The following is a 16,008-nucleotide window of genomic DNA, read 5'->3' as shown; positions in this document are numbered from 1 at the left end:
CATGACAACGTATAAGATTTTTGCATCCGCGCACTGGCGCAAATTGATCGCCGGCGTGGCAGTTGGCGTCCTGTTGACGGGCTGCGCCATGACGCCGAATGGCCGTGGCGGCGTGATGGTGGGCCTGGATACGGCCGAGTTGTTCGGCACGCCGATGTCCACCTTCCGCCTGCGCGATGGCACGGAAGGCGTCTTGCGCAAGGACCCGCAAGGCAAGTATTCGATCAAGCTGTCGCAGGCGTTTCGCGTCGTGCCGCTGGACAAGGCCATCATGGCCCGCGTGGCGCGCGTGGAAAACGTGGGCGAGCGCACCGTGGTGATCGTCGAAACGCAGGAGCGCAACTGCGCCTACCGCTATGAAGTGCTGGCTTTCCAGGGCACGGACGTGCTGCAGTGGACGGTCGGCAATTGCAAGGACCGCCCTCGCGTGGAACTGGCGGTGGACGGAAAATCGCTGAATATCGACTTTCCCAACTACAACCGTTTGTCGCGCATGATCTACACGGACAACCGCCTGCTCAACGCCAGCGTGGCCGTGCCGCCCGGCGTCGATACGCGCGCGCAGCCGTTTGCCGACGATGCCTTGCGCGCCACCGGCCCCGTCATCGCCACCATGCCTGGCAGCGACAGCGGGCGCGTGATCCCGGCGCCGCCTGCCGCCGCCCCGGCGCCTTCCGCCGCCCCGAAAGCGGGCAGCCGCGCCAGCGCCAAGCCGCGCCGCCAGGAGAGCCAGGCCAGAGCGGCGGCGCCCGCCGTCAGCAGCCTGCCCGCGCAGCGTACCGCAGCTTCTGCGCCGGCGGCGCCGATGATCTTCCAGGCCGAAGAGATCAAGCCCGTCGTCATCGACTTGAGGAAATAAGATGGCCGCGAGTTTGCGCAGTCTGCAAATCCGGCAGACCTTGATCCTGATCGTCCTGACGATTATTTACCTGTGCTTCGAGCTGGGCTTCAATGCCCGCTTGCTCGACGTGGTGGGCGGCAACGTCAAGCCGGAAGACGTGGAAGGGGTAGAATTTTATGGCCGCAGCCTGTCCGGCATCGCCGCCGCGCTGGTGGTGTTGCAGCTGATGTGGCGCCGCCGGCTGAAGAACAATGGCAGCGGGCCAAGCTGGACCAAGATCATCGTCTGCTGCGTGGTGACGGCTGGCATCGTCTTCGGCGTGCTGAAAACCACGGTGAATGTGCTGGTCAACACGCGCGACGCGGAATTTCGCCGCATGGCCTTCAACACCACCTTGCTGCAGCGTTCGCTGGTAGGCGGCAGCTTGCAACTGCAGGGCCTGGTCGACGATCCCACCCTGTTCGCCAAGCCGGAAGGCAAGTCCTTCCTGGCCCTGTTCCCCTTCCTGGCCGTGTCCGTGCGGCATCTTGACGAGCGCATGGGGCCGGCCAAGGAGCAGCTGGTGCGCGCCAACGTGCGCCAGGTGGCGGGCGGCCCGTCCGGTTACTATGACAAATATCAGGAAGCCATGCGCGAGCTGGCCGGCAAGTGGGAACTGTATGCGGGCATCATCCCCGATAGCGATGCCGGCTTGCGGGCCAAGCAGCAATCCTCGTGGGAAGAATACCGCAACAGCCTGTCGCGCCGTGGCTGGCAGCCGCATTCCGTGCCGATGCGGCGCCAGGCGGCCGTCGTCAACAATGTGCGCAAGAAAGTGCCCGTGCCCGCCAACTGGCGTACCGATGACGAGCAGGGCTTCCGCGCCGCCGTCAAGCGCCGCTACATGGCCGAGGCGGCCAGCAAGGGCGTTACCGTGCGCGGCGAGCGCATCCCGCCGGGCTTGCCGTTTGCCGCCTTTGTCGCGCGCCCCGGCGTGCAGGCGGAATTGCGCGAAGCCTTGAAACTGCCGGCCAGCGCCACGGTGCAGGCATCGTATGCGAGTCCTGCCGAGTTCGGGCGCCTGTTCGACCAGTTCCTGGATCGCCAGACGGCGGAAAAACTGGTGGAATACCGCGCCAGCCGCACGGATTTTGAAGCGGGCGGCAGGTTCTTCCATGAAGGCAAGGAAGCGGCGCGCGCCGCCATCGTGCCGCCCGTGGCCCTGTTTTTCTCGCTGCTGGGCGCCATCGGCCACTTTTCCAAATTGCTGTACTTGATCGCCACCGTCGTATTATTGCTGCTGGCCATGCGCCGTGGCGAGCAGGCGGGTGCCGATGGACAGCTGAGCCGCCGTTCCGCCTGGATCGCCACGGGCGTGCTGGCGACGGCCTTTGCGGGCACCTGGGGCATCTTGTCCGTGCTCGACAACAACGTCACGCGCAGCGAGCTGTTCCGGCAAATGCTGGACTGGACGCGCCAGGGCGAGCCCGACAGCACGCGCTGGAATCTCGCCGGCAAGGCCATCCTGGCCAATATCACGCACGTGGTGGCGGTGGGGCAGGGCTACAGCTACCCCGTCAACGAAGCGATCCGCATCAATGTTTTGCAGGGAATTCACTATGGCTATCACGCAGGACAAAAATAAGGCGGCCGCCCTGGCCTTGCTGCTCTGCATGGCCAGCACGGCCGTGCATGCCGACTGCCTGGGCATGAAGGTGCATGCCCACCGCGGCGCCGGCAATGCGCCGGAAAACTCGCTGAGCGCGCTGCGCAACACGTATTTCGGCACCTGGGACGGCGTCGAGACGGATTTGCAGCTGCTGGGCGACGGCAGCTGGGTGGTGCACCACGACCTGCTGACGGGGAGAGTGGTCGACACAGGATCGCCCCGCACCGTGAAACAGTTGACGGCCGACGACTGGCGCGCCGCCAGCATGAAGAACCGCGGCGTGCTGACGGCAGAAACGCCGCCGTTCGTCAGCGATATTGCCGACCTGGCGACGGCTTTCCCTGCTAAAACCCTGAATGCGGAAATCAAGGATGTCGTGGCGTCGTGCGCGCCCATCAACACCCTGGTGGGGCAGTTGCGTGCGAACATCAAGCATGGCAACTGGTTTTTGACCTCGGGCGTGCCGAACAATCTCGCTTGCGCGCGCCGCGCCGATCCGCACGGTTATCTGGGCCTGCTCGTGTTTGACGCGCGCAATGCGCAGGCGGTCGGGGCGAACCGGGTCAGCCGCTATATCGCGAAAAATGCCCGCCCGCCCAAGCTCGACAAGCCGTGGCTGCAGCGCGTGCGGCAGCAGATCGGCATGCCCGCCGGCGTGCACGTGGATGCGCGCAGCCTGGACGCCAATCCGAATTTGCTGGCCGATGCCGCCAGCCTGAGCATGCCCGTCTTCGTGTACGCCGTCGATGGCGACTCGGCCCTGGCCGCGTCCTTGCTGCGCGCCCAGCAGCGCAGCCACCGCTGGCCCAGCGGCGTCATTCTTGACGGCAATCCCGAAACGTTTTGCGCGATGATGAAATAAGCTGCCATGTCCGAATTCGGCCGGCTCATCGACTATGCGCCTGCCGCGCTGCAAATGTTTCACGGCTATATTTTCGAGCGTATCGACAACCGCTAGTTCATGCAGGCACCGCACGCCGTGCTCGGCTCGGGAATGCAGGCGGCGCCTTACCTTGACGCCTCCAGGCAGCAATTCCCGGCATTGGGTTGACCAGGGGATGGCGACATCGAACTGCTGTGGCTGCCGCTTTTCGTGTTTCGGTTCGCGCTGGGCGTGCCAATGGCCGGCTTGGCCATATGGCACGTGAAGCAGCGAAGGGATGGCGTGTCGTTCCTGCTGTCGCCTGTGGCCTCGCCGTTGAGGAATTTAATTAGTATCCACCAGCTGTGATATCGAAGTTCCTTCGATCAGTTGGTACCTGTGATTGTCGGCCTTAACCATCGCAATGAGATATTCGGGCTTGCTGATATAGCTTAGCTTGGCCATGATTCATCTTTATATGATCAAAATAGGACCTGCCATGTCGCCTGATACTGCGCATTTAGTGCGCTCCTTACGCTCACCAGATGCCATCAAGAACCGAGAAGAGGCCCTGAGTGCACCGCATATTGCTGCACTGAGGACTTATGTTGAAGGGCTGCGCAACCAATACCCAGGATGGGAGTTTCCAGACTTTGATCCGTATGATGGGGGGCAAGAGGCAGACATTCTTTTTTTGCTGGAAAAACCTGGCCCTAAAACGTCAATTAAAGGTGGTGGGTCAGGATTTATCTCGCGTGATAATGATGATGCAACAGCTGCAGCGCTATTCAATTTCATGCAGATGGCTGGTATTCCGCGCCAGCGCACGGTGTTATGGAACTCCATCCCTGGCTGGAACGGAACGATCAAAATGACGGCTGCAGAGAGGAGGGCTGGACTTGCTGAATTGCCAATTTTGTTGACCTTGTTACCCAAACTAAAGGCAGTCATTCTTGTGGGAAGGAAGGCCCAAAAGGCTTCTGTGTTGTTACAAGGTAATGGGCTCCAAATAGCAATATCAGCACACCCATCTCCTAAGGTTCGATCAATTAATCGACCTATGTGGGATAGTATTCCCAAGCAATGGCAGTTGGCTTTTAGAGAGTCATTGGAGAGATAGTGAAATGTGGATATATATGAAACACGATTCCTTCAAGACTTCCTTTTGCAATTTTATCTATTTTCAGTGATCGCCAAGGCCATATAAAGGGTTATCCAGATGCCTCGCACCTCCACCACTCTGGCAAGCAGCGCCATCGGCGCCATGTTCTTTTCCCTGTTTGGCGGCGTCTGGGTCGCCGCCTGGTGCGAGCAGACGTTTGGCGCGCAGCCCTTGGCGCTGCTGCCGATAGCCGGCCTCACCGTCTTGCTGTTCATGCTGGCGTGGAGCCAGTTCCGGCGTCACCGCGCCGCGCATGCGGCGGCGGAACAATCGCCGCAGGCCAAGCGCGTGGGCCGGCTGTTCAATATCGTGAACGCGGGGCAATGGATCGCCATCTTCATCGTCGGCAACGTCCTGAAAAACGTGGGCTTGCAGGCGTGGTTCATTCCTGCCGTCATTTTGATCGTGGGCCTGCATTTCTTTCCGCTGGCCTGGCTGTTCAAGGCGCGCCGCCACCTGGCCATCGGCGTGGCCCTGTGCGTGTGGGCCATCGGTTATCCGCTCACCGTGCGCCACGGCCCCATCCATCCCGTCGGCTGCCTGGGCGCCGGCCTGATATTGTGGGTGGCGGCCCGCTCCGCCGTGCGCGCCGGTTTTGCCGTGCAGCAGAGCGCCTTGCAGCCCCAGAAATAGCGGCTTGCGATGGCCCGTACAGGGCCGGTTTTTGCGCATTGCAGCATCGATAATGTTTGCATCAGGCAGCGTGCTGGCATATAAATGTAATCGATTACATTTATGTGACAAGCCCCATGCCGCCAGCCGTTCCATCACCTTTGCCGACAGAAACCGTCTCCATCAGCGCCGTCGCCGCGCATGCGGGGGTGTCGGTGGCCACCGTCTCGCGCGTGATGAACGAGCAGACCGGGGTGCGGGCGCCCACGCGCGACAAGGTGCTGGCCTCCGTGGCGGCGCTCGGCTACCGCATGAACCATCTGGCGCGCAGCTTGCGCACGGCCGAGAGCCGCATGCTGCTGACCATGGTGCCGGACGTGGGCAATCCCTTTTATGCGCAGATCGTGCGCGGCATCGACACGGTGGCGCGCGAACACGGCTATTTCGTGCTGCTGTGCGACACGGGTGCCGATGCGGGTCGCGAGCGCTCCTACTTCGACTTGCTGCGCATGCACCGCGCCGATGGCGCCATTTGCCTGGACCCGGACACGGTGCAACATGCCCTGTCGCATGAATCCGTCAGCCTGCCGTGGGTGGCGTGCTGCGAATTCGATCCCGCCGTGGCCGTGCCCTATGTCGGCATCGACAATCACCGCGCCGCGTCCGACGCCGTCGCGCATCTGCTGTCGCGCGGCCATACGCGTATCGGCCTGATCAATTCGGATGAACGCTATCTGTATGCGCGGCAACGCCAGCAAGGCTATCTGGACACCCTGGCGGCCGCCGGCTTGCCCGTGCAGCCGCATTGGGTGCACACGGTGCAAAGCCTAGCTTACGAAGCGGGCACGGCCGCCACCCTGCAGATGATGGCGGGACCGGATGCGCCCACGGCCATCTTTGCCGTCTCCGACACCCTGGCCATCGGCGTGCTGAGCGCGCTGCGCCAGTTGAACAAGCGCGTGCCGGAAGACGTGGCTGTCATCGGCTTCGACGATATCGCCATCGCCGCGCAGATAGCCCCGGGCCTGACCACCATCGCGCAGCCCATGCGCGAGCTGGGCGAGACGGCAGCACGATTATTGCTGCAACGCTTGGCTAACCCGGCGGCCAGCGTGCCTGGCGTGTTGCTTAACCATAACTTGGTCTTGCGAGGGAGTGCATAGTGAGCGTTGCCGTCGGTTTCGAGGGGATCTGCAAGGATTTCGGCCCCGTGCGCGTCTTGCATGGCGTCAGTTTCAAGCTGGCACCCGGGCGCGTGTATGGCTTGCTGGGCGAAAATGGCGCCGGCAAGTCGACCCTGATGAAAATCCTCGCCGGCTATGAGAGCGTGAGCGAAGGGCAGCTGCTGATCGATGGCCAGCCCCGCCGTTTTACCAGCTCGCGCGCGGCGGAAAGCGCGGGTATCGTGCTGATCCACCAGGAATTCAACCTGGCCGAGCACTTGACGGTGGCGCAGAACATGTTCCTCGGCCACGAAAAGACGCGCGGCTGGCTGCTGGACGAAGCCGCCATGCGCGAAGAAGCGTCGCGCTACCTGAAACAGGTGGGCCTGGAGGTGTCGCCCGACACGAAAATCCGCGACCTGATCGTCGCTGAAAAGCAGCTTGTGGAGATCGCCAAGGCCCTGTCGCGCCGCGCCCGCTTCCTGATCATGGACGAACCGACGGCCACCCTGACGTCATCGGAAACCCAGCGCCTGTTCGCCGTGATGGCGCAGCTGAAGGCCGACGGCGTCACCATCCTGTATATCTCGCACAAGCTCGACGAAGTCGAGCGCAACACGGACGAAGTCATCGTCATGCGCGACGGGCGTTTCGTCACGCGCGAGCCGACGGCCAGCCTCACGCGCCAGCAGATGGCAAATTTGATGGTGGGACGCGAATTGTCCGACATGTTCCCCGCGAAAGTGCCACTGGCGCCGGATGCCCCGATCCTGCTGAAGGTCGATGGCTTGAGCGTGCCCGGCTGGTCGAAAGACCTGTCGTTCGAAGTGCGCGCGGGCGAAGTGCTGGGCTTTGCGGGCCTGGTGGGCGCGGGGCGCACGGAATCGTTCGAAGCGCTGCTGGGCTTGCGTCCGCGCAGCGCGGGCACAATCTTTCTCAATGGCCAGCAGGTGGACATCCGCACGCCGCGTGTAGCCATGCAGCACGGCATGACCTACCTGAGCGAAGACCGCAAGGGCAAAGGCTTGCACGTGAACCTGGGCTTGCGCGAAAACCTCACCATGATGACGATGGAGCGCTATGCGCGGCCCTGGCTGAACTTGAAAGCGGAGAAGCAGGCGCTGGCCAAGGCCGTGCTTGACTTCAATATCCGCACGGGCGACCTCGACAGTCGCGCGCGCATGCTGTCCGGCGGCAACCAGCAAAAGCTGGCGCTGGCCAAATACCTGCATTCGGATCCGCGTGTCGTCGTGCTCGATGAACCGAGCCGTGGCGTGGACGTGGGTGCCAAGCGCGACATTTACTTTTTGATCCACCGCCTGGCCGCCGAAGGGCGCGCCGTGATCGTGATTTCATCCGAACTGATCGAATTGATCGGCCTGTGCCACCGTGTCGCGGTGATGCGCGCGGGCACCTTGCAAGCCACCCTGGCTGCTGACCACCTGACCGAAGAGGAGTTGATTGCCCATGCAACCGGCACGCACTGACACCACCGTATCCCCGATTGGCGCCGCCGTTGCCAGCTTTGGCGCGCGCATCAAGGGCTTTGGCCCTGTGCTGGGCTTGTTATCTCTGTGCATCGCGGGCACCTTGCTGAACGGCGATTTCGCCACCCTGGACAACCTGATGAACGTGCTCACGCGCACGGCCTTCATCGGCATCATCGCCGTGGGCATGACTTTTGTCATCATTTCCGGCGGCATCGACTTGTCGGTCGGGTCGATGGCGGCCCTGATTGCTGGCTGCATGATTTACTTCATGAATGCGCTGGCGCAAGGCGCGGGGGGGAGCTTGGCGCCGATCACCATGCTGGTGCTGGGCATCGCCATGGCATTGATATTGGGCGCCGGATTCGGCCTGATGCATGGCTTGTTGATCAGCAAGGGCAATATCGAGCCGTTCATCGTGACCCTGGGCACCCTCGGAATCTTCCGCGCCGTGCTCACGTATTTGGCCGATGGCGGCGCGCTGACGCTGGATGCCACCCTGTCCGAGCTGTACAGCCCCGTGTATTACACGAGCGTGCTGGGCGCGCCGATTCCGATCTGGATTTTCCTCTTCGTCGCGGCGGCCGGTGCCATCATCCTGAACCGCACCACGTTTGGCCGCCACGTGCAGGCGATTGGTTCCAACGAACAAGTGGCGCGCTATGCGGCCATCAACGTCGATAGAGTCAAAATCGCCACCTACATGCTGCTGGGCGTGTGCGTGGGCATCGCCACCGTGCTGTACGTGCCGCGCCTGGGTTCGGCCACGCCCACCACGGGCTTGCTGTGGGAACTCGAAGCGATTGCCGCCGTTGTCGTGGGCGGCACGGCCCTCAAGGGTGGCGAGGGGCGCATCGTCGGCACCGTGATCGGCGCCATCCTGCTCTCCGTGATCAGCAATATCCTGAATTTGACCAGCATCATCAGTGTCTACCTGAATGCCGCAGTGCAAGGCGTGGTGATCATCGCCGTCGCCTTCCTGCAGCGAGGCCGCAAATAAAAACACAGCGGCGTTCTGAAAGGGCGGCCAACGGGCGCCCACAACCTTGGAGGAGAGCAGCATGAAGAGCTTTATACGGGTAGCAGGGATGGCAGTGCTGGTGATGCAGGCGTGGGCGCTGCCGATGGGGGCGGCGCAGGCGGCCGAGAAGCTGGTGGTCGGCGTGGCCATACCCACGGCCACGCACAGTTTTACGTCGGGCATCGTGTGGTGGGCGAACCAGGCCAAGGCGGAACTGGAAAAAGCCCATCCGGGGCTGAAGATCATCGTCAAGACGGCCGCCACGGCGCCCGAGCAGGCGAATCAGTTGCAGGACATGTTGACGGTGAACAAGATCAACACCCTGGTGATCTTCCCCATCGAATCGGCCTCCTTGACGCAGCCCGTGGCGCAAGTCAAAAACAAGGGCGTGTATGTGACGGTGGTCGACCGTGGCTTGACGAACACGCAGTCGCAGGATGCGTACATTGCGGGCGACAACACGGCCTTTGGCAAGCTGCCGGCCGAGTATCTGGCGAAAAGCCTGAATGGCAAGGGCAATATCGTCGTGCTGCGCGGCATGCCGACCACCCTGGACAACGAGCGCTACGATGCATTCAGTGCCGTCATGAAAGGTCATCCCGAGATCAAGGTTCTGGACGCCAAGTACGGTAACTGGAACCGCGACGATGCCTTCAAGGTCATGCAGGATTATTTGACGCGCTTCAAGCATATCGACGCCGTCTGGGCCGCCGATGACGACATGGCCATCGGTGTGCAAAAGGCCATCGCGCAAGCCAAGCGTACGGACATCAAGCAAGTGTTCGGCGGCGCGGGCGCGAAGGGCGCCGTCAAGAAGATCATGGACGGTTCCGACCCGCTGATCGTGGCCGACGTATCGTACTCGCCCAAGTTCATGTACGACGCCATCAAGCTGACGACGGAAGCGCGCCTGAAAGGGGATAAATTGCCGGCCAACACCATCATCCCCTCGGTGCTGATCACGCGCGAGAACGCCAAGCAGTTTTACTTTCCGAACTCGCCTTTTTAATTTTCGTAATGTACCCAACAGCAAGTGCTGGGGTCAGACCCGCCGGGTCTGACCCCGGATTTTGCCCTCGGGGTTGATAAGGACTTTCCATGAAAACCATCCAGGGCCCGGCCATTTTCCTGGCCCAGTTTCTCGGCGATGCGCCGCCGTTCGACTCGCTCGAGCACCTGGCGCAGTGGGCGGCCGGCCTGGGTTACAAGGGCTTGCAGCTGCCCACGGCACCACGATTGTTTGATCTGGAACAAGCGGCCAACAGCCAGCAGTACTGCGACGACGTCAAGGCGCTGCTGGCGCGCCATGGCTTGCAGGTGACGGAATTGTCGACGCACTTGCAGGGCCAGCTGATCGCCGTGCATCCCGCCTACGACGCCCTGTTCGATGGCTTTGCGCCCGAACACGTGCGTGGCGACTCTGCTGCCCGCACGGCCTGGGCCACGCAGCAATTGCTGTGGGCCGCCACCGCCTCGCAGCGCCTGGGCCTCAAGGCGCACGTGACATTTTCCGGCGCGCTGGCCTGGCCGTATCTGTATCCGTGGCCGCAGCGCCCCGCCGGCCTGGTGGAGACGGCATTCGCGGAACTGGCGAAACGCTGGCTGCCCATCCTCGACGCATTTGACGCGGCCGGCGTGGACCTTTGCTATGAACTGCATCCGGGCGAGGATTTGCACGACGGCGTGACGTTCGAGCGCTTTCTGGCCGCCGTCAATGATCACCCGCGTGCATCGATTTTGTACGACCCCAGCCATTTCGTGCTGCAGCAGCTCGACTATCTCGCCTTCATTGACATTTATCATGCGCGTATCAAGGCTTTTCATGTGAAAGACGCGGAATTCCGGCCGAACGGGCGCCAGGGCGTGTATGGCGGCTACGGCGACTGGCAAGACCGGGCCGGGCGCTTCCGTTCGCTTGGCGATGGGCAGATCGATTTCAAGGCGATCTTTTCCAAGATGGCGCAATACGACTTTCCCGGCTGGGCCGTGCTGGAATGGGAATGCTGCCTGAAACACCCGGAAGATGGGGCGGCCGAAGGCGCGCGCTTCATCCGTGAACACATCATCCACGTGGCCGAACACGCATTCGACGATTTTGCCGGCAGTGCGGTTGACCAGGATCAAATTCATCACTTGCTTGGCTTGACATAAGGAGACGATATGCAGCGACGCTTACGGCTGGGCATGGTAGGGGGCGGGCAGGGCGCATTTATTGGCGCCGTGCACCGCATCGCGGCGCGCATCGATGACCAGTACGAGCTGGTGGCAGGCGCCCTGTCGTCCGACCCGGAGCGTGCGCGCGAGAGCGGCGCCGCGCTGCACCTGGCGCCCGAACGCTGCTACAGCGATTACCGCGCCATGGCGCAAGCGGAGGCTGCGCGCGCGGACGGCATCGAGGCGGTGGCCATCGTCACGCCGAATCACCTGCATGCGCCCGTCGCCACGGCCTTCCTGGAAGCGGGCATTCACGTGATTTGCGACAAGCCGCTGGGCATTTCACTGGCGCAAGGTCAAGCCTTGGCGGCGCTGGCGCAACGCAAGAATCTGCTGTTTGCGCTCACGCATACCTACAGCGGCTACCCGCTGCTGCGCCACGCGAAAGCCTTGGTCGAGGCGGGCGAGATCGGCGAGCTGCGCCTCGTGCAAGTCGAGTATTCGCAGGATTGGCTGGCCGACGCGATCGCGGCTGGTGGCATGAACGAGGGTAACTGGCATAACGACCCGCACAAGGCCGGGCCCGGCGGCACCCTGCTCGACGTGGGGCTGCACGCGTATCACCTGGCGCAATTCGTCAGCGGACTCACGCCGCAATCCGTGCTGGCGGAACTGTCGACCTTTGTACCGCACCGCACCCTGGACGACCACGTGCAGGTGATGCTGCGCTATGCGAACGGGGCGAAAGGCACCTTGTGGGCCAGCCAGGTGGCGACGGGCTGCGAAAACACGGTGCGCCTGCGCTTGTTCGGCAGCAAGGCGCAGCTGGACTTTGACCAGGAACAGCCGAACCAACTGTGGCTCACGCCGCAGGGCGGCAACCGCCAGCTGCTGCGCCCGGGGCGCGTCGACAGCGCTGCCGCGCGCCACGCCACGCGCGTGCCGGCCGGCCATCCGGAAGGTTATCTGGAAGCGTTCGCCCAGCTGTACCTGGATGCGGCTTTGCGCATTCGCGCGTTGCAATCGGGCTTGCCCGTGCCCACGGAAGCCAGCTGGTTGCCGACTGTCACCGATGGCGTGGCGGGCCTGGCCTTTGCCGAAGCCGTGCTGCGCAGTCATGCGGATGGCGCGAGCTGGACGACCTTGGCAAGCTGACTGTTACACTGGAGCCATGCGCTCCTTTACCATCACCATCGTTCCGCAAGGCTGGCAATTCCCGGCCGACGCGGGTACGACTCTCCTGGCCGCCGCCGAGCTGGCCGGTATCCGCCTGCTCAGTTCCTGCCGCAACGGCACTTGCCGTACCTGCCTCTGTCACATGCCAGAGGGGCAGGTGCGCTACACGGTGGACTGGCCCGGCATCAGCCCCGATGAACGGCTCGACGGCTACATCCTGCCCTGCGTGGCCGTGGCCGAAAGCGATCTCACTGTGCAGGCGCGCGCTGTGCGCACGGGTGTCTAATTCACGACGGCTTGCCGCCCTTGAGGCGCTGCAGCAGCGCGTCCACGCTGTCGCTCACGGGCAAGCCGTGGCGGCGCAGCAGCTGCACGTGCAAGACCAGGTTTTCCAGCACCAGCTTGGCCGCCACGGCCAGCAACGCCAGATTGCGGTCTTCCGGGCTGAAACTTTCCATGGCATCGGCCATCTCGCACAGGTGGTTGGCGATCAGTCCGCGCAATTCCTGCTCGTCGAAAGGCAGGTCGGCAAAATCGATGGGATCGGCCACTTCCACTTCCTGCATCAGCACCGCTAGTTCTTCCGGGGTAATCGTCATGCCTGGCCTCCTTGTGTGCTTGCCTCTATTTTAATTGTATTGGCCGCAAAGCGGACTAGAATGAGTCGAAGCCGACGACGTCGAAGGGCAGCATGGCGCATCTGCATTTTACGCAACAACTGGCACGCTTCCTCGACGTCCCCACGGTGGACGTGGCCGCGCCACGCCTGCGCGCCGCCCTCGATGCCGCGTTTGCGCAACAGCCGCGCCTGCGCGGCTACGTGCTCGACGAGCAGGGAGCCTTGCGTCCCAACGTGGTGATCTTCATCGATGGCGCACGCTGCCGCGAACGGCGCGTGCTCGACGACGTCTTGCGACCCGACAGCCAGGTGTATATCTTGCAGGCACTTTCCGGAGGTTAATCATGGCACAAGGCATGGCGCAACGCGCGTATCTCGGCACCCGCAAGGGTTTGTTCCAGTTCGATGTCGATGCGGCCGGCGCCTGGCAGCTGGCGCTGGTGCAGTTTGCCGGCGACCCCGTTTCCATGCTGCTGCACGATAGCCGTGACGGCACGCTGTACGCGGCCCTGAACCTGGGCCACTTTGGCGCCAAGCTGCACCGCCTGGACAGCGGCAGTTCCACATGGCAAGAAGTCGCCGTGCCCGCCTATCCCGCCAAGCCGGAAGATAGCAACGATAGCGTGGACTGGACCCTGCAGCAGGTCTGGTCACTGGCGGCCGGTGGCGCGGACCAGCCCGGCGTGCTGTGGGCGGGTACCCTGCCTGGTGGCCTGTTCCGTTCCGGCGACCGTGGTGACAGCTGGCAACTGGTGGAGTCCTTGTGGCATGTGCCGCAGCGGGCGCAGTGGTTTGGCGGCGGCTACGACGTGCCCGGCATCCACAGCATCTGCGTCGATCCGCGCGACAGCAGCAAGGTGCTGGTCGGCGTTTCCTGCGGCGGCGTCTGGCAAACTAGCGATGGCGGCGCCAGCTGGGCCTTGAGCGCGACGGGCATGCGGGCCGACTACATGCCGCCCGAACTCGATGAAAACGAAGCCGTGCAAGACCCGCACCGCATCGTGCGCAGCGCCGGCACGCCCGATGCGCTATGGTGCCAGCATCATAATGGCATCTGGCGCTCGCACGATGCTGGCTGGCATTGGCAGGAAGTGAGCACGGCGCCGCTGTCGCATTTCGGCTTTGCCGTGGCCGTGCATCCGCGCGATGGCGACACGGCCTGGTTCGTGCCCGCGCAGGCGGACGTGCTGCGCATACCCATCGACGGCGCGCTGGCCGTCACGCGCACGCGCGACGGCGGGAAAACCTTCGAAGTGTTGCGCGCTGGATTGCCGCAGCAGCATTGCTATGACCTGGTGTACCGCCACGGGTTGGCGCTGGCCGACGACGGGCGCAGCCTGCTGATGGCGTCGACCACGGGCGGCGCCTGGTATTCCGGCGATGAGGGCGAACATTGGCAGACGCTGTCCGCCCACTTGCCGCCCGTTTATGCCGTCTGTTTTGCCACGCCGTAGTAGCACAGGAAGATATCGACGGCCAGTTCCGTCACTTCGCGCCGGCGTGCCGGGCCCAGCAGAGGCTCACCCAGGGTGATCTGCGGCCAGAAGGCAAAGGTCTTCAGTGGCGACATCAGCAGGTGCGCCACTTCCAGCGTCTCGCCCGCCTTGATGCGCCCGTCTTGTTGCGCCGCACGGATCCAGATATTCAGGCCGGTTTCCTTTTCATTCAGGCGCGCCACCATGGCTTGCGCGCGCTCGGGCGAGTGGATGGTTTCGCCAAAGATCACGCGCGCCAGGTCGATGAATGCCGGGTCGCACAGCAAGCCCATTTTCTGCTCGACCAGGGCCAGCACCTGCGGGCGCAGCGGCTGGTCGGCAAGATAGGGTACGGCGGGCTGGGCCATGCTGCTTTCCCACAGGCGCTGCAGGATTTCCGCAAACAACTCGTCCTTGCTGGGGAAATGGTTGTACACGGTGCGCTTGGAAACGGCAGCCGTGGCGGCGATCCTGTCCATGCTGGTCGCGTCAAAACCGTGCTCGCGAAACTCGGCGATGGCGGCATCGACGATGGCGACGCGCTTGCGGTCGGTGAGGCGTTGCGGTGCGGCCATGGCGGGAAATCTCCTTTGAAAACAATATTTTACACCTCTTGGTTTACTTTGCCAGAAATAGGAACTACACTGTGTAGTGTAGTTTAATCTTTGCATTTTATTTGCCGGGCCGCATATGCACTTGCACCGAGTCGCACGTCGTCTCTTCTTTCTGGGAGTCCTGATCATCATGAGTTCTTGCACCTTGCGCGCCGAGCCTGCCGCGCCTGTTGAATCCTTGCAACGCCACGAAGGCAAGTTCCGCAATCCCGTGCAGATGCACAAACTGGGTACGGCAGCAACGCTCAAGCTGATGTGGACATTTTTCTTTGATAAGCCCGACAGCACGGTGCCGGCTGCAGCCGTACCCGTGCAAGCCTTGAGCCGGGCGCAGTTGCTGGCCGCACCCGACAACAGCCTGTTTCGCCTCGGCCACTCGACCCTGCTATTCAAACTCAACAACGAGTTCTTCCTCACCGACCCCGTGTTTTCCGAGCGCGCCTCGCCTGTGCAGTGGGCGGGACCGAAGCGTTTCCACCAGCCGCCCATCAGCATCGCCGACTTGCCACCGATCAAGGCCGTGATCCTGTCGCACGACCACTACGATCACCTCGACCATGCTGCCGTGCTGCAACTGGCCGCCAAGACCGAATACTTCGTCACGCCGCTGGGCGTGGGCGATACCATGATTCAATGGGGCGTGCCGGCCGCCAAGGTGCAGCAGTTTGACTGGTGGCAGGGCACCACGATTGCCGGCGTGAAACTCGTCGCCACGCCGTCGCAGCATTTCTCGGGACGCGGCTTGTTTGATGGCAATCAAACCCTGTGGGCGTCGTGGGTCATCGACGCGCCGGACGTGCGCGTGTTTTTCAGCGGCGACTCCGGCTATTTCCGCGGTTTCAAGCAGATCGGTGACAAGTACGGGCCGTTTGACGTGACCATGATCGAGACGGGCGCCTACGACAAGCTGTGGCCGGACGTGCACATGCAGCCGGAAGAAACCCTGCAAGCCCACCTGGACTTGCGCGGCAAGTGGCTCATGCCTGTGCATAACGGCACCTTTGACCTGGGTTTACATGCCTGGCATGAACCGTTCGACCGCATCACGAGGCTGGCGGCGAAGCAGGGCGTGAACCTGGCCACGCCGCAGATGGGCGAGGCGGTCGACCTGACGCAGCCGCAGAAGGGTAAAAAATGGTGGCTGGCGATGCTGGAAGAGGAAATGGCGAAGTAA

At 62.9% G+C, this 16,008-nt stretch carries 17 protein-coding genes; 15 read left to right on the top strand and 2 right to left on the bottom strand.

Going from position 1 to position 16,008, the window contains the following annotated elements; genetic code table 11:
* Position 1 precedes the first annotated feature (1 nt).
* From ACQ4WP_RS00685 to ACQ4WP_RS00630, 12 genes are all read left to right on the top strand, one after another.
* Positions 2-859, top strand: a complete 858-nt coding sequence (locus tag ACQ4WP_RS00685; RefSeq protein ID WP_436518197.1) for a hypothetical protein — start codon at positions 2-4, stop codon at positions 857-859.
* A 1-nt stretch (position 860) separates the two neighbouring features.
* Positions 861-2,465 carry a hypothetical protein gene (locus tag ACQ4WP_RS00680; RefSeq protein ID WP_436518196.1) on the top strand — a complete coding sequence of 535 codons (1,605 nt, stop codon included), beginning with the start codon at positions 861-863 and terminating at the stop codon, positions 2,463-2,465.
* Positions 2,440-3,351, top strand: a complete 912-nt coding sequence (locus tag ACQ4WP_RS00675) for a glycerophosphodiester phosphodiesterase (RefSeq protein ID WP_436518195.1) — start codon at positions 2,440-2,442, stop codon at positions 3,349-3,351. Before ACQ4WP_RS00680 ends, ACQ4WP_RS00675 begins: the two co-directional genes overlap by 26 nt.
* A 499-nt stretch (positions 3,352-3,850) precedes the next feature.
* Positions 3,851-4,471, top strand: a complete 621-nt coding sequence (locus ACQ4WP_RS00670; protein ID WP_436518194.1) for a uracil-DNA glycosylase — start codon at positions 3,851-3,853, stop codon at positions 4,469-4,471.
* A 99-nt stretch (positions 4,472-4,570) separates the two neighbouring features.
* Positions 4,571-5,146 carry a hypothetical protein gene (locus tag ACQ4WP_RS00665; protein ID WP_436518193.1) on the top strand — a complete coding sequence of 192 codons (576 nt, stop codon included), beginning with the start codon at positions 4,571-4,573 and terminating at the stop codon, positions 5,144-5,146.
* 116 nt (positions 5,147-5,262) lie between these two features.
* Entirely contained in the window at positions 5,263-6,288 is a 1,026-nt protein-coding gene (locus tag ACQ4WP_RS00660; RefSeq protein WP_436518192.1) for a LacI family DNA-binding transcriptional regulator, read from the top strand.
* Positions 6,288-7,775 (top strand): sugar ABC transporter ATP-binding protein, encoded by a 1,488-nt coding sequence (locus ACQ4WP_RS00655; RefSeq protein WP_436518191.1) that lies wholly within the window; start codon positions 6,288-6,290, stop codon positions 7,773-7,775. The genes ACQ4WP_RS00660 and ACQ4WP_RS00655 overlap by 1 nt, the downstream gene beginning before the upstream one ends.
* Positions 7,756-8,775: an ABC transporter permease gene (locus ACQ4WP_RS00650; protein ID WP_436518190.1), complete on the top strand. Its 1,020-nt coding sequence runs from the start codon at positions 7,756-7,758 to the stop codon at positions 8,773-8,775. Before ACQ4WP_RS00655 ends, ACQ4WP_RS00650 begins: the two co-directional genes overlap by 20 nt.
* A 61-nt stretch (positions 8,776-8,836) precedes the next feature.
* A complete protein-coding gene (locus ACQ4WP_RS00645; protein WP_436518189.1) occupies positions 8,837-9,805 on the top strand; it encodes a substrate-binding domain-containing protein in 969 nt (322 codons plus the stop codon).
* A gap of 89 nt (positions 9,806-9,894) precedes the next feature.
* Positions 9,895-10,947, top strand: a complete 1,053-nt coding sequence (locus ACQ4WP_RS00640; RefSeq protein ID WP_436518188.1) for a sugar phosphate isomerase/epimerase family protein — start codon at positions 9,895-9,897, stop codon at positions 10,945-10,947.
* A gap of 9 nt (positions 10,948-10,956) precedes the next feature.
* Positions 10,957-12,105 carry a Gfo/Idh/MocA family protein gene (locus tag ACQ4WP_RS00635; protein ID WP_436518187.1) on the top strand — a complete coding sequence of 383 codons (1,149 nt, stop codon included), beginning with the start codon at positions 10,957-10,959 and terminating at the stop codon, positions 12,103-12,105.
* Between the two features lie 16 nt (positions 12,106-12,121).
* Positions 12,122-12,412: a 2Fe-2S iron-sulfur cluster-binding protein gene (locus ACQ4WP_RS00630; protein ID WP_436518185.1), complete on the top strand. Its 291-nt coding sequence runs from the start codon at positions 12,122-12,124 to the stop codon at positions 12,410-12,412.
* 1 nt (position 12,413) lies between these two features.
* On the opposite strand, the gene ACQ4WP_RS00625 is transcribed toward ACQ4WP_RS00630, so the two are convergent.
* Positions 12,414-12,725 carry a hypothetical protein gene (locus ACQ4WP_RS00625; protein ID WP_070258491.1) on the bottom strand — a complete coding sequence of 104 codons (312 nt, stop codon included), beginning with the start codon at positions 12,723-12,725 and terminating at the stop codon, positions 12,414-12,416.
* Positions 12,726-12,817: 92 nt separating this feature from the next.
* Between ACQ4WP_RS00625 and ACQ4WP_RS00620 the strand changes: the two genes are divergently transcribed.
* Both ACQ4WP_RS00620 and ACQ4WP_RS00615 read left to right on the top strand, forming a co-directional pair.
* Positions 12,818-13,087 (top strand): MoaD/ThiS family protein, encoded by a 270-nt coding sequence (locus ACQ4WP_RS00620; protein ID WP_436518184.1) that lies wholly within the window; start codon positions 12,818-12,820, stop codon positions 13,085-13,087.
* Between the two features lie 14 nt (positions 13,088-13,101).
* A complete protein-coding gene (locus ACQ4WP_RS00615; protein ID WP_436518398.1) occupies positions 13,102-14,199 on the top strand; it encodes a WD40/YVTN/BNR-like repeat-containing protein in 1,098 nt (365 codons plus the stop codon).
* Here ACQ4WP_RS00615 and ACQ4WP_RS00610 read toward each other — a convergent pair.
* Positions 14,172-14,795: a TetR/AcrR family transcriptional regulator gene (locus ACQ4WP_RS00610; RefSeq protein WP_436518183.1), complete on the bottom strand. Its 624-nt coding sequence runs from the start codon at positions 14,793-14,795 to the stop codon at positions 14,172-14,174. The two genes, ACQ4WP_RS00615 and ACQ4WP_RS00610, sit on opposite strands and share 28 nt — an antisense overlap.
* A gap of 169 nt (positions 14,796-14,964) precedes the next feature.
* On the opposite strand from ACQ4WP_RS00610, the gene ACQ4WP_RS00605 reads away from it, so the two are divergent.
* Positions 14,965-16,008: an MBL fold metallo-hydrolase gene (locus tag ACQ4WP_RS00605; protein ID WP_436518182.1), complete on the top strand. Its 1,044-nt coding sequence runs from the start codon at positions 14,965-14,967 to the stop codon at positions 16,006-16,008.

Origin of the sequence: Janthinobacterium lyxosi, from assembly GCF_051380665.1 — a bacterium.
Classification (GTDB): domain Bacteria; phylum Pseudomonadota; class Gammaproteobacteria; order Burkholderiales; family Burkholderiaceae_D; genus Janthinobacterium.
The sequence above is the reverse complement of the archived record's forward strand: the minus strand, read 5'-3'. Positions and strand labels throughout refer to the sequence as shown.

Excerpts from the sequence above, each read along its gene's own strand:
- ACQ4WP_RS00660 (WP_436518192.1), top strand. The coding sequence starts at position 5,263 with ATGCCGCCAGCCGTTCCATCACCTTTGCCGACAGAAACCGTCTCCATC.
- ACQ4WP_RS00650 (WP_436518190.1), top strand. The coding sequence starts at position 7,756 with ATGCAACCGGCACGCACTGACACCACCGTATCCCCGATTGGCGCCGCC.
- ACQ4WP_RS00645 (WP_436518189.1), top strand. The coding sequence starts at position 8,837 with ATGAAGAGCTTTATACGGGTAGCAGGGATGGCAGTGCTGGTGATGCAG.
- ACQ4WP_RS00670 (WP_436518194.1), top strand. The coding sequence starts at position 3,851 with ATGTCGCCTGATACTGCGCATTTAGTGCGCTCCTTACGCTCACCAGAT.
- ACQ4WP_RS00615 (WP_436518398.1), top strand. The coding sequence starts at position 13,102 with ATGGCGCAACGCGCGTATCTCGGCACCCGCAAGGGTTTGTTCCAGTTC.
- ACQ4WP_RS00640 (WP_436518188.1), top strand. The coding sequence starts at position 9,895 with ATGAAAACCATCCAGGGCCCGGCCATTTTCCTGGCCCAGTTTCTCGGC.
- ACQ4WP_RS00675 (WP_436518195.1), top strand. The coding sequence starts at position 2,440 with ATGGCTATCACGCAGGACAAAAATAAGGCGGCCGCCCTGGCCTTGCTG.
- ACQ4WP_RS00605 (WP_436518182.1), top strand. The coding sequence starts at position 14,965 with ATGAGTTCTTGCACCTTGCGCGCCGAGCCTGCCGCGCCTGTTGAATCC.
- ACQ4WP_RS00685 (WP_436518197.1), top strand. The coding sequence starts at position 2 with ATGACAACGTATAAGATTTTTGCATCCGCGCACTGGCGCAAATTGATC.
- ACQ4WP_RS00610 (WP_436518183.1), bottom strand. The coding sequence starts at position 14,795 with ATGGCCGCACCGCAACGCCTCACCGACCGCAAGCGCGTCGCCATCGTC.
- ACQ4WP_RS00635 (WP_436518187.1), top strand. The coding sequence starts at position 10,957 with ATGCAGCGACGCTTACGGCTGGGCATGGTAGGGGGCGGGCAGGGCGCA.
- ACQ4WP_RS00630 (WP_436518185.1), top strand. The coding sequence starts at position 12,122 with ATGCGCTCCTTTACCATCACCATCGTTCCGCAAGGCTGGCAATTCCCG.
- ACQ4WP_RS00625 (WP_070258491.1), bottom strand. The coding sequence starts at position 12,725 with ATGACGATTACCCCGGAAGAACTAGCGGTGCTGATGCAGGAAGTGGAA.
- ACQ4WP_RS00665 (WP_436518193.1), top strand. The coding sequence starts at position 4,571 with ATGCCTCGCACCTCCACCACTCTGGCAAGCAGCGCCATCGGCGCCATG.
- ACQ4WP_RS00620 (WP_436518184.1), top strand. The coding sequence starts at position 12,818 with ATGGCGCATCTGCATTTTACGCAACAACTGGCACGCTTCCTCGACGTC.
- ACQ4WP_RS00680 (WP_436518196.1), top strand. The coding sequence starts at position 861 with ATGGCCGCGAGTTTGCGCAGTCTGCAAATCCGGCAGACCTTGATCCTG.